11 protein-coding genes are annotated in these 12,319 nt (G+C 69.9%); 2 read left to right on the top strand and 9 right to left on the bottom strand.

From position 1 onward, the window contains the following. Positions 1-4: 4 nt before the first annotated feature. The 9 genes from AC2DFQ_RS08450 to AC2DFQ_RS08410 all read right to left on the bottom strand — a co-directional run bounded on the left by AC2DFQ_RS08450 (position 5) and on the right by AC2DFQ_RS08410 (position 9,396). Positions 5-1,279, bottom strand: coding sequence for an endo-1,4-beta-xylanase (locus AC2DFQ_RS08450; protein WP_484533586.1), 1,275 nt, complete (start codon positions 1,277-1,279; stop codon positions 5-7). A gap of 584 nt (positions 1,280-1,863) precedes the next feature. Continuing rightward, entirely contained in the window at positions 1,864-2,859 is a 996-nt protein-coding gene (locus tag AC2DFQ_RS08445) for a Gfo/Idh/MocA family protein (protein ID WP_484510294.1), read from the bottom strand. Positions 2,860-2,909: 50 nt separating this feature from the next. After that, a complete protein-coding gene (locus AC2DFQ_RS08440) occupies positions 2,910-3,539 on the bottom strand; it encodes a signal peptidase I (RefSeq protein ID WP_484533585.1) in 630 nt (209 codons plus the stop codon). Beyond that, positions 3,539-4,453 (bottom strand): hypothetical protein, encoded by a 915-nt coding sequence (locus tag AC2DFQ_RS08435; RefSeq protein WP_484533584.1) that lies wholly within the window; start codon positions 4,451-4,453, stop codon positions 3,539-3,541. Before AC2DFQ_RS08435 ends, AC2DFQ_RS08440 begins: the two co-directional genes overlap by 1 nt. Continuing rightward, positions 4,450-5,043 (bottom strand): hypothetical protein, encoded by a 594-nt coding sequence (locus AC2DFQ_RS08430; RefSeq protein WP_484533583.1) that lies wholly within the window; start codon positions 5,041-5,043, stop codon positions 4,450-4,452. The genes AC2DFQ_RS08435 and AC2DFQ_RS08430 overlap by 4 nt, the downstream gene beginning before the upstream one ends. A gap of 57 nt (positions 5,044-5,100) precedes the next feature. Further along, the gene (locus AC2DFQ_RS08425; protein ID WP_484533582.1) at positions 5,101-5,673 is read right to left on the bottom strand and encodes an alternate-type signal peptide domain-containing protein; all 573 of its coding nucleotides are present in this window, start codon (positions 5,671-5,673) and stop codon (positions 5,101-5,103) included. Positions 5,674-6,076: 403 nt separating this feature from the next. Then, positions 6,077-7,078 (bottom strand): sugar phosphate isomerase/epimerase family protein, encoded by a 1,002-nt coding sequence (locus AC2DFQ_RS08420; protein WP_484510289.1) that lies wholly within the window; start codon positions 7,076-7,078, stop codon positions 6,077-6,079. Between the two features lie 34 nt (positions 7,079-7,112). Beyond that, positions 7,113-8,252, bottom strand: coding sequence for a Gfo/Idh/MocA family protein (locus tag AC2DFQ_RS08415; protein ID WP_484533838.1), 1,140 nt, complete (start codon positions 8,250-8,252; stop codon positions 7,113-7,115). A gap of 97 nt (positions 8,253-8,349) precedes the next feature. Further along, entirely contained in the window at positions 8,350-9,396 is a 1,047-nt protein-coding gene (locus AC2DFQ_RS08410; protein ID WP_484533581.1) for a substrate-binding domain-containing protein, read from the bottom strand. Between the two features lie 273 nt (positions 9,397-9,669). On the opposite strand from AC2DFQ_RS08410, the gene AC2DFQ_RS08405 reads away from it, so the two are divergent. Further along, positions 9,670-11,190 carry a sugar ABC transporter ATP-binding protein gene (locus tag AC2DFQ_RS08405; protein ID WP_484533580.1) on the top strand — a complete coding sequence of 507 codons (1,521 nt, stop codon included), beginning with the start codon at positions 9,670-9,672 and terminating at the stop codon, positions 11,188-11,190. Further along, positions 11,187-12,248 (top strand): ABC transporter permease, encoded by a 1,062-nt coding sequence (locus AC2DFQ_RS08400; protein ID WP_484533579.1) that lies wholly within the window; start codon positions 11,187-11,189, stop codon positions 12,246-12,248. The genes AC2DFQ_RS08405 and AC2DFQ_RS08400 overlap by 4 nt, the downstream gene beginning before the upstream one ends. Positions 12,249-12,319 lie beyond the last annotated feature (71 nt).

The following is a 12,319-nucleotide window of genomic DNA, read 5'->3' as shown; positions in this document are numbered from 1 at the left end:
GCGCTCACCTCCGCCCTTCCCCGACCGTCACTTCGGCCGCGAATGCGCCGGCCGGAAGGTCGACCTCGGCCGCGGCAGCATCCGTGCTCACGCGGTAGGTGCCCGCGAAGCCCGACACGGCGACGATTCCGTTGTCCTCCGCCACCGCACGCGTAGGTGGCGTCCACCATTCGCCCCGGATGAGGTCGTGCAGGGCGTCGTACGAGGGTTTGCGGGAGCCGTCGGCCCGCAGGAGCCCCGCCGGTGCCCCCAGCCAGGCGCCGGCGTCGGTGATTCCCCAGTACGTGAGGGATTCGACGGCCGGATGCGCGAGCACGTTCCGGTAGTGACGCACCACCTCCTCGGCCTGCCGCGCCTCCCCCTCGGGGGTGGACGGCCACTCCGCCACCACGTAGTCGTTGAGGTCGTCGATGTCCTGGGGCATCAGCGCCCCCGAGAGCAGCGTCGTCTCCGTCACCTGGATGGGAAGCCCGAAGCGCGAGAACCGCTGGAGCACTTCGCTGATCTTCTCCTCGCCGCGGTACCCCTGGTGCATGTGCGTCTGCACGCCGATCGCGTCGATGCTCACCCCCGCATCAAGGCTCTCGGCGATGAGCTGCTCGTAATCCGCCGACCAGTCGAAGTCGTTGAGCACGAGCCGCGCGTCCGGGTTCGCCGCGCGTGCCTCCTCGAAGGCCATCCGCACCATGCCGAGGCGCCCCTTGGTCTGCGCGAGGCGCGTCACGGCGTTCTGTTCGGCGGTGAAGATCGGCAGGATCACGGCTTCGTTGATGGTATCCCACAGATCGACCGTGCCGGCGAACCCGGTCACGACCGTATGGATGCGCTCTCGGATCGCCCCCTCGACCTCCCGGTCGTCGAGCTCGAGCAGCCACGCCGGGGCGAGCGTGTGCCACACGAGCGGGTGGCCCTTGACGCTCACGCCGCGGTCGCGGAACCACTGCGCCGTGCGCCGCAGCCGATCGGCGTCGGTGTGCCCGCGGACCGGCTCGAACCCGCGCCAGTAGAACGGCAGGGTCACAGCGTTGAAGAGCTCCAGGTACGCCTCGGCGAGCACCTCCGGGTCGGTGGAGGGCGCTCCGCCGAAGACCTGCGAGTCACCGACCGCATCCGTGGGGGGCGGACCGGCGATCCACTCGATGAGGTCGAAGCCGATGTTGCCGAATCCGAAGGCGTGCCCGGTCTGCTCGATCGTCACGGGGACTCCGGCCAGCGGGGCGCCGTCGGGATCGGTGAGGCGGAGCCGCGCCTCGCTCGTGCGGAAACGGAGGTCGGGCATGCGCGGTCTCCTTCGATCGGATCGGCTGTGATGCGCCGGGGTACCGCTTTCAGCGTACGTCCCCGCCCCCAGCCCGGCACTGCCGCCGCATCCTGTTCAAAACTCAGGAGATCCGCGCCCGGAAGGGGCCTGCAGCGACACCGGCACGGCGTGTCTCCTGAGTTTTGAACCGAACGGAAGGCCGAAGGCCGAGCGGCGCACCCCGCCGCATCCGTCGCGCCCGGAGCCCCGCACTCCCGCCGCACCCCTCGCGCCCAGAGCCGGCATCACCGCCGCGTCCGTTCAAAACTCAGGAGATCCGCGCCCGGAAGCGGCCTGCAGCGACACCGGCACGGCGTGTCTCCTGAGTTTTGAACAGAACGGCAGGGCGAAGGCCGAGCGGCGCACCCCGCCGCATCCCCCGCGCCCGGAGCCCCGCACTCCCGCCGGGTCCCCTCGCGCCCAGAGCCGGCATCACCGCCGCATCCTGTTCAAAACTCAGGAGATCCGCGCCCGGAAGCGGCCGGCAGCGACACCGGCACGGCGTGTCTCCTGAGTTTTGAACAGAACGGCAGGGCGAAGGCCGAGCGGCGCACCGGGGCGGGTCAGCCCGCCATCACCTGCGCGCGCCACGCCGTGACCGCGGTCGCGACCGCCCGGGTGTGCGCCCACGGCATCTCCGGGACCTCCCGGCGGCCCTCCGCGAGCGCCCGGCTGACCGCGTCCGCTTCGGCGGCCATCGGCTGGACCGGCCGCACCTCGTGGACCGTCGCCTCGCCCTCCGCGGGCCGGACGATGATCGTGGTGGGGCTCTGGGCCCGCCCTCCCCACGCGTCGGGGAGTTCGATCGCGCCGCCGGAACACCGGATGACCGCCGACCCGGGCAGATCGCGGACGATCGAGGTCGCCACCAGCCCTTCGCAGCCGCCGAAGCTGATCGTGGCGGTCGCGCTCGTGTCCACCCCGTGCGCGATCTCGCCCCACGCCCGGGTCACGGCGATGCGATCCTCCGAGACAGCGCCGGTGGCGAAGGCCGCCTCCACCGCCAGCGACACCGGGTAGCACCCGACGTCCAGGATCGCGCCGCCGCCGAGAGCGGGGTCGAACAGGCGGCCCGTGCGGTCGCCCGCCTCGAATCCGAAGGCGGCCTCGACCTGAAGGGGCCGACCCACCGCGCCGTCGGCCAGCACGGCGCGCAGCGCGTCCGCCCAGGGCCCGAAGCGATTCTTGAAGGCCTCCACGAACGGACGATCGGCCGCCTCCGCAGCGGCGAGGATGCGCGCAACCTCGGTGTCGGTGGGACTCGCGGGCTTTTCGCACAGCACCGCCTTGCCCGCCTCGAGGGAGCGGATCGCCAGCTCGGCGTGCGTCGTGTGCACGGTGCCGATGTACACCGCGTCGATGTCCGGCCTCGCGAGCACGTCGTCGTAGCTTCCCGCGAACGCCGCTCCCGCGTCGGCGGCGAAGCGCGCGGCGCGCGCGGGGTCGGAGCTGCCCACCGCGGCCAGCATCCCGTGCCGGGAGGCGCGGAGGCCGGCCAGGAAGTCGCGGCTGATGGCCCCGGGCCCGAGGATCGCCCATCGCGTGATTCTGCTGGTCACCGTGCCGATGCTAGCCCGGGCCTCCCCCACGGCGCTGGGCGCAGCATCCGTCACGCAGGCTCGGCCGAAGTCCGGTCCTCCTCCGCGCGGGCGCGGCGCTTCTCACGGGCGGCCGCGATCGACGTGCCGACGGCGTAGACGAACAGCCCGCCCGCCACGATCGCGATCACCAGGGTACGGTTCGGGCCGTTGAAGACGTTGTTGACCCAGCCGAGCAGGGGGATGCTGTACCAGAGGGTGCCGCGGATCTGCACGGCCTGCACGGGGTTGGGGTCGGGGGCGTCGTTGTTGTCGCCCTTCGTGATGAACGTCAGCTCACCGTTCTCGTAGGTCTTCGACACCACGCGGTGGCTGACGACGGCGGCCTGTCCCGATTCGATCTGGTACGTGATGACGTCGCCGACCCGGATCTCGTCCGCCGGCGTGGGGCGGATCACCACGAGGGTGCCCGGGGGAAGGCGGGGCTCCATCGACTGGGTGAGCACGGTCATGGCAGTGCCGCCGACCAGCGCGGGGATCCCGATGACGGCCGCGGCCACCGCGAGCAGCAGCACGAGTACCGACGCGCTCAGCGAGACTGCGAGGTAGTGCCTGAGGCTGTGCTGGCGTGCTGACGTGCGCTCGGCCGTGCGCAGGGCGCGGCGCGAGGGGGCAGGGCTCGCCGTTGGCGTGACGTTCATCAGCAATTGAGCGACGGCAGCAGCCACGAACTGTTGCGGCTGACAGTGACAGGCGGGCTCTGAACGGCGGTGCTGCCCGAGAACGTGTCCTTCGCCTCGACGGCGAGGGAGCGTGTGGTGCCACGCTCGAACGCACCCACATCGAGACTCACGGAGGCGGAGGCCGCGTCGACGGTCACGGCGGCGACGTCTGCGCCGGTGGCCGTATCGATGACGCGGTAGGCCACGGGCGATCCGGCGAAGCGGTTCGACGGCGCGCTCCATTTCAGCGTGACCCCGCTGTTCAACCAGTTTTTCGTGCAGCTGATGGCGCCCGATGAGGCGATGCGCCAGACGCTCTGGGTGATGGGGGGCGCCGAAGCAGTCGCCTTCCAGTTGGTGCCGACGGCACCGGTCACGGTGAAGGTGGCCGTCGCGCTCTGGCCCTGAAGGGCGGCGTTCGACGCCGTCGCGTCGCCGGTGACCTTGGTCGCCAGGCAGACGATCGCCGTGGCACCCGGCTGGATGGTGCGGGCCGCCTGCGGCAGAGCAGGGGCGGGGTCGGCAAGAGTGGTCGTGATGACGCCCGAGCTCGGCGGCGTGGCGCTGCAGGTGCCCGTCCACAGCATCAGCGCCGTCTTCTGCGCGAGCGCGGCGCTGCCGGTCACCGTGGTGGCCAGGCCGTAGGTGAGCGGAGCGCGTCCGGTGTTGACGATGGTGAGCGTGCCGTCCACCGCGGTGGAGGTCGTGCCGGCGTAGCGGTAGAACGTGTTGAGCTTGCCGCCCTGGGCCACCGTCGTGCCGACCGTGACCGAGGAGGCGCCGGCCGACACCGTCGCACTCGTGATCCACACCGCGGCAGCGGCCCCACCGCTGGCCAACGCGATGAACGTCGCGATGGCGATGATCGGGGCCAGAAGGCGGCGACGGGTCATGGGCGAACCTGGGTTCCGGTGACAGTGAGGGACAGGGCGGTGGCCGCGGCTCCGGCCGCTGCGGCCGGGGCGGCAGCGGGCAGTCCCACACCGATGCAGAGGGTGACCGTCGCTCCCGGGGCCAGCGTGGTGCCGAGGGCGGCGGCGGTTCCGAGAGGAGTGGTCGCCGTGGGCGTCACTTTACCCGCCGTGCAGTTCGCCGCGGAGGGGGTGGACGCCGCCGAAACGGTGAGCGCGGAGGTGAACGCCGTCGGGGTGCCGGATGCGGTGGTCGCCTGCAGCGAGAGGGCGAGAGGCGTCGTGCCCTCGTTGCGCACCGTGCTCGTGCCGTACACGGTCTTGCCGGGGTAGAGGTCGGCGGCCGTGAGCGAGAGCGGGGTGAGCGAGAGGGCGGCCGAGCCGGCCTGGACCGTTGCGGGGGCCGCAGCAGATGCGCTGCTGGCCCACACCGCGAAGGTTCCGCCGCCGGCGATGACTCCGAGGACGATCGCACCCGCCGTGCCCAGCGCGGCCAGAAGCATCCGCACCGGCGCTGATGCGCGGTGCTTCTGCTCTGCGCGGCGTGCGGCGCGGGTGGGGTGCGTGTTCATCGTGGGTCCTCATCGGAGGTGGGCGTCAGCGGCCCACCCGTCGGGGTGGCTGGTGGGTTACGCGGTGGCCTGGGTCAGCGTGACGGTGAGGTCGCTGAGGCTGACGGCGCCGTTCATGGCGTTGTTGTTGCCGCCGACAGTGTCGCCGTAGGGGAAGGTGATGGTGACCGTGACGGTGACGTCCTCGTCCACGACGCCCGCGGCGGGTGCGACGGTGTAGGTCGGGCCGGTGCCGGTGATGCCCTCGCCGCTCGCGGTCAGCGTGGCGGTGGAGACGAGGTAGCCGGCGAGCGCCTGGTCGGCGGCGTCGGTGACATCGGCCGCGACGATCGATCCGCCGGTGAGGCCCAGAGTGGCCTGGATGCTGTCGCCTTCTGCGCTGACCGACATGGTCTTGGTGTAGGTCAGCGTGTCGCCCGGAGCGATGGAGTAGCCGGCGAGCGCGATCGGCGAGCCGTTGGCGGTCCACTCTCCCGCGGTCCCGGAGTCTTCGACGACCATGTTGCCGGAGGCGACGGTGGCGCCCGACGTCGTGGCCGAGGCGTTCCAGCTGGCGAAGGTGCCGGCTCCACCGAGGAGGAGGGTGACACCGGCGGCGGCGGCGATCGAGGCCTTGACGAAGTTCTTCATGGGAGTGTCCTTCCGCGGCGTCCGCCGCTGGTCTGAGAGTGAGTGTCGAGGCCGTGTTCCGATCCGGTGGACCGCTGCCTTCCGACATTCATCAGTCTGCGACGGTGACCGCAACGTTCCGCCCCGCTAAGCGACAGGGGCTGCACAGCGTTGCCTGAAGGCCATTCCAGCGAGCACGAGACAACCTCAACGCCAGCGCAAGACGCCCACAGGTTTCGCATAGGAGCGCTCCCATGAGGTGCCCGCCGAGCGGAATGCACGGCCATGGGCCCGCTCGCTAGGCGGATTGGTTCCGCACCCGGACACTCCGGGCGGGCCGGCCTGCCCGCCACCGACCGCGCGGCCTCACAGACGCGCCCAAGCCGTACAGCGGGCGGGATCGGGCGACCCGGCGCTGCTGCGGTCAGCGCGTGCTGAAGGCGGCGTCGAAGGCGGCCGTGGGTGCGTCAAACAGGTTCGCCTTCACGAAGGCGAGGGCCTCGGGCGCGCCGGTCAGGCGGTCCATCCCGGCATCCTCCCACTCCACGGAGATGGGGCCGTCGTACCCGATGCTGTTGAGCGCGCGGAACGACGCCTCCCACGGCACGTCCCCCCGGCCGGTGGAGACGAAGTCCCACCCGCGGCGGAGGTCGGCCCACGCGAGGTGCGATCCGAGCCGTCCGTTGCGTCCGTTGCCGACGTTGAGCTTCACGTCCTTGCAGTCCACGTGGTAGATCCGGTCGCGGAACTCCAGGATGAAGTCCACCGGATTCAGCTGCTGCCACACGAAATGCGACGGATCCCAGTTGAGACCGAACGCCTCACGGTGTCCGATCGCCTCGAGCGTGCGGACCGTCGTCCAGTAGTCGTAGGCGATCTCGCTCGGGTGCACCTCGTGGGCGAAGCGCACGCCCACCTCGTCGAACACGTCCAGGATCGGATTCCACCGGTCGGCGAAATCCTGGTAGCCGGCGTCGACGGCGTCCTGGGAGACGGGCGGGAACATCGCGACGTACTTCCAGATGGACGAGCCGGTGAAGCCGACGACCGTCTTCACCCCGAGCTTCGCCGCAAGGCGGGCGGTGTGCTTCATCTCCTCGGCGGCGCGCTGACGCACGCCCTCCGGGTCGCCGTCTCCCCATACGCGGTCGCTGAGGATGTCGCGGTGGCGCTGGTCGATCGGGTCGTCGCAGACGGCCTGGCCCTTGAGGTGGTTGGAGATGGCCCACACCTTCAGCCCGTACCGCTCGAGGACCTCGAGCTTTCCCGCGACGTACGCGTCGTCGTCCCAGCGCCAGGGGTCGAGGTGGTCGCCCCAGCAGGCGATCTCCAGCCCGTCGTAGCCCCACTCCGATGCCAGGCGTGCCACCTCTTCGAAGGGGAGGTCGGCCCACTGGCCGGTGAACAGGGTGATCGGTCGCGTCATCGCGGGTGTCCTTCCGGTGAGTTGGATGCTGTCGTCAGCCGCCGACGGGTGTCCACGCGCTCCCGGCGTCCGAGCTGCGCTCGACCGCGTCCAGCACCCGCTGCACGTGCAGTCCGTCGGCGAACGAGGGCCGCGGCTGACGGCCGTCGGAAATCGCGACGACGAAGTCATACGCCTGGTGGGAGAATCCGTGCTCGTAGCCGAGCATATGACCGGTCGGCCACCAGGCGCCCAGGTAGGGGTGGTCGGCCTCGGTGACGAGGATGCGGCGGAAACCCTGCTCGGTCGCCGGCAGGGTCGCGTCGTAGAACTCCAGCTCGTTGAGGCGCTCCAGGTCGAACGCGATCGCCCCGAGCGAGCCGGAGATCTCCAGCCGCAGCGCGTTCTTGCGCCCGGTGCGAAAGCGCGTCGCCTCGAACGAGGCCAGGGCACCGGAGTCGAGCCGTCCGGTGAACAGCGCGAGGTCGTCCACGGTCACGGGCCCGCGTTCTGCGGACGCCGTTCCGGATAGTCCGACGCCGTGCTCCAGGAGCGGACGCTCGCCGACGATGGTCTCGAGGATGCCCGAGACGGTCGTCACCGTCTGACCCGTGATGAACTCGGTGAGATCGATCGCGTGGGCACCGATGTCGCCGAGCGCGCCCGAACCGGCCAGTTCCTTGTTCAGTCGCCAGGTCAGCGGGGCCTCGGCGTCGCTCAGCCAGTCCTGCAGGTACTCCGCGCGCACCTGGCGGATCTCCCCGATGCGCCCTGCCGCCACCAGGTCGCGAGCGAAGGTGGTCGCCGGCACGCGGCGATAGGTGAACCCGACCATCGAGCGGACACCCCGCTCGGCCGCCCGCTCTGCCGCGGCGGCCATCGCCTCCGCCTCCGCGACGGTGTTGGCCAGCGGCTTCTCGCACAGCACGTGCTTGCCCGCCTCGAGCGCGGCCAGCGCGATCTCGGCGTGGGTGTCGCCGGGAGTGACGATGTCGACGATGTCGATGTCGTCGCGGGCGATCACGTCCCGCCAGTCGGTCGCGCCTTCGGACCACCCCCACTTGGCGGCGGATGCAGCGGGGTCGGTGCGCCCGACGACGACGGCCAGCTCGACCTCGTGCGGAAAGGGGAAGAATCGCGGCGCGACCCGCCAGCCCTGCGAATGAGCGGCACCCATGAAGCCGTGGCCGATCATGGCGATGCGGAGCTTGTTCGTCAACGCAGGTCCTTCCGGGGGTCGTAGGGTGGGGCGGCGTCGGTGATCGACGGACGCCCCACCCCGAGAGTGCGGTCTACTCGAACGACAGGTCGATGAAATCGGCGACGTTCTCCCTCGTGACGACGGGGGCGTCGAGCACGATGCGGTTCGGGACGCTGGGCGTCACGATGTCACCCATCGTCTTACTCTGCGCGATGAGGCGGGCGAGCGCCACGCCGTCGGCGGCCTGCGTCGAGGGGTAGATGACGGTCGCCTTCAGCACCGTGTCGTCGGCGTCGATGGCCTCCATCGCGCTGCGGCTCCCCGCGCCGCCCATCATGAAGAACTCGTCGCGACCGGACGCATCGATCGCTGCGAGCACGCCGATCCCCTGGTCATCGTCGTGGTTCCAGATGGCGTCGATCTGCGGGTTGGCCGAGAGCAGCTGGGATGCGGCGGTTTCGCCGCCCGCGACGGTGAAGTCGGCGGCAACGCGCGCCGAGACCTGGAGACCGCAGTCCTCCAGCGAGTCCGTGAAGCCCTGCGACCGATCCTGCGTGAGGGGCAGAGCGTCGATGCCGGCGATTTCCGCCACCACCGCGTCGGGGTTGTCGCCGAGCTGCTCGCAGATGTAGGTGCCGGCGCTGACGCCCATGCCGTAGTTGTCGCCGAGGACGGTCGTGCGTGCGGCGAACGGGCTCGAGAATTCGCGGTCGACGTTGACGACCGGGATGCCGGCCTCCATCGCCTCGATGGCGATCTCGGTGAGCGCGGCGCCGTCGGTCGGCAGAAGCACGATGGCGTCGACGCCCTCATTGATGAAGGTCTCGACGGCCGCGATCTGGGCGATCGGGTCGTTGGTGCCCTCCGCCACGCGCAGTTCGACGTCGTCGAAGCTGTCGGCGGCGGCGGTCGCTCCGGAGTTGATGGCGCCGAGCCAGCCGTGGTCGGCCGCGGGACCGGAGAAGCCGATGACAACCGTGTCACCGGATTCCGCGTTCTCTTCGGTCGTGGTGCCCTGGTCGACGACGTTCTGTTCGTCCGCACCGCCGCCGGTGCAGCCGGCCAGTAGTGCGACAGCGGCGATGACCGACGTACCGGTGAGCACCAGGCGCGACCGCGCTTTCAGGTGTGAGCGCATGTTCTTCCTCCTTGAATGTGATGCAGCCTCTTGCGTCGCGAGGACGAAACCCGAGGGGGAAGCTGCCCGCACTCTGGAGTCCACGCTGACGCGTCTCACCGTAACAGAAGTGCGCTTCGACGTGTCATCTTTTGTTTTCTGCTCGTCATAAGTGATTGGCCTTGTCAAAGGCTGTTTTTCGACTGGCTAACGGGGCCATGGCTCCTCGCACGCTGCGCATTCGCCCGGGAAGGCGCCCTCGGCATCCGCGTTCTGTCGTGTTATGTTCGGTGGGTGATTAAAGATGACCATTCTTCGGCGTTACTCGCGGTCAAAGGCGTCACGAAGACCTTCGCCGGTGTTCGCGCTCTTCGCGGCGTCGATCTGGAGGTCGCCCCGGGTGAGGTGCACTGCGTGCTCGGACAGAACGGCGCGGGCAAATCGACCCTGATCAAGACGCTCGCCGGGGTGCACCGCCCTGATGACGGGGAGACCCGCTGGCTGGGCGAGCCGGTCCGGATCCCCACGCCGGAAGCCGCGATCGAGATGGGCATCGCCACGATGTACCAGGAGCTCGACGTCGTCGACGGCCTGACGGTCGCCGAGAACATCTTCCTCGGGCACGAACTGGCCAAGGGAGGGTTCACGAGGCGGTCCGAAGCGGCGAAGCAGACGCGCGCTCTGCTGGGGCGCCTCGGCCACAGCAGCCTCTCGCCGCACACCGAGGTGGGAACCCTCAGCGCCGCCAACAAGCAGATCGTGAGCATGGCGCGCGCACTGTCGCACGACATCAAGCTCATGATCATGGACGAGCCCTCCGCGGTCTTGGACTCGGAGGAGGTCAAGAACCTGTTCGCCGTCGTGCGGGAACTGACCGCGGCGGGGATCGCGGTGGTCTACATCACCCACCGGCTCGAGGAGATCCGCCAGATCGGCGACCGGATCACCGTGCTCAAGGACGGCAGGACCACGGCCACCGGGCTTCCCGTGGCCGATACCCCGACACGAGAGCTCATCCGGCTCATGACCGGTCGCGAGGTCGCGAACGTCTTCCCGCCCGCGACCCCTGTTCCACCGGATGCGCCGGTGATCCTCGAAGTCGAGAACCTCGGCCTTGCCGGCGTCTTCGACGACGTGACCTTCACCGTGCGCGCCGGCGAGATCGTGGGCCTCGCAGGGCTGGTGGGCTCGGGCCGCTCCGAGATTCTCGAGACGGTGTACGGCGCCCGCAGATCCACCGCGGGGTCCGTCCGCGTCGGTGGGGAAGCCCTCCGCCGCGGCTCGGTCGTCTCCGCGGTGCGCGCCGGCGTGGGGCTGTCGCCCGAAGAGCGCAAGAGCCAGGGACTCGTGCTCGACGAGCCGATCTTCGTCAACGTGACACTGTCGTCGGTCGCACGGTTCGCCAAGGCCGGATTCCTCGACGAGCGGGCGGAGCGCAGGGTCACGCGCGAGCAGATCGAGGCACTGGAGCTGCGGCCCGCCGACCCCGACCGCCCTGCCGCCACGCTGTCGGGCGGCAATCAGCAGAAGATCCTCCTCGCTCGGTGGCTCGTGCACGGAACCCGGGTGCTGCTGCTGGACGAACCGACCCGCGGCGTCGACGTCGGCGCCCGCGCCGAGATCTATCAGCTCATCCGCCGCCTCGCGGCCGCCGGGAACGCGCTGGTCATCGTCTCCAGCGAGATCGAGGAAGTGCTGGGCCTGGCCGACACCGTCCTGGTCATCGGCGACGGGCACGTCCTCACCTCCCTCCCCGCCTCAGAGATCGACGAGCACGGCGTGCTCGACCTCGTCATGAAAGGAACCGCCGCGTGAGCGAGCAGACCCCCTCGGGGACCGGAGCCGGGCAGACGGCGACCGAACCGCCCCCCACCACGAGCACGACCGCGACCCAGCCGGTTCCCGCCTGGCGTCGCGTGCTTTCCGGCTCGGTCGGACGCAACCTCGGGCTCGTGGTGGCGCTCCTTCTCCTCGTGATCGTCGGCGCGGTCACGGCACCCGACACGTTCCTCAGCGTCAGCAACATCCTCACGATCCTTCGCGCGGCGTCGATCATCGGCGTCGTCGCCATCGGCATGACGCTCGTGATCATCGCCGGGGGCATCGATCTTTCCGTCGGCTCCGTCCTGGGACTGGCTTCGGTCGTCGCATCCCTCGCGGCCATCCAGGACCTGGCCGACAATCTCCACTGGATCGTCATGGTGCTCATCGCCCTCGCGGTGGGCCTGGGCGCGGGGCTGATCAACGGAGTCGTCATCGCCTACGGGAAGGTCGTGGCCTTCATGGCGACCCTCGCGATGCTCGTGGCGGCACGCGGTCTCGCGGAGATCCTCGCCGAGCGCCGGACGCTGCAGGTCGGGAACCGCGAGTTCATCACCTTCATGAACCTCGACATCGTGGGCGTCGACATGCTGATCTGGATCTTCGCGATCGTCGCCGCCCTCGGGTGGGTGCTGCTGAACCGCACCACTTTCGGCCGCCGCACGGTGGCGATCGGCGGCAACCGTGAGGCTGCTCGCCTGGCGGGCATCCCCGTCAAGCGCCACACGATGTGGCTGTACGCGATTCTGGGGCTGTGCGCCGGTATCGGAGGAGTCATGATCCTCGGCCGCACCACCGCGGGGACTTCCACGCACGGCATGCTCCTCGAACTGGACGTCATCGCGGCGGTCGTCGTCGGCGGCACGCTGCTCGCCGGCGGGCGCGGCACCATCACCGGTACGGTCTTCGGCGTCCTCATCTTCGGGACGCTCACCAACGTGTTCGTGCAGAACAACCTGTCCTCGTCGGTCCAGAACGTCGTGAAGGGCGTCATCATCGTCGTCGCGGTGCTCCTGCAGCAGCGCTTCTCGAGGCCGACAGGCAGGGGATGATCCGATCGCCCGGCCCCGCCGACTTATGATCGATCGGTGACATCGGGGCCATGGCATCCCTTCGAAACACC

It is taken from the genome of Microbacterium sp. Z11_20 (genome assembly GCF_057197605.1).
The sequence above is the reverse complement of the archived record's forward strand: the minus strand, read 5'-3'. Positions and strand labels throughout refer to the sequence as shown.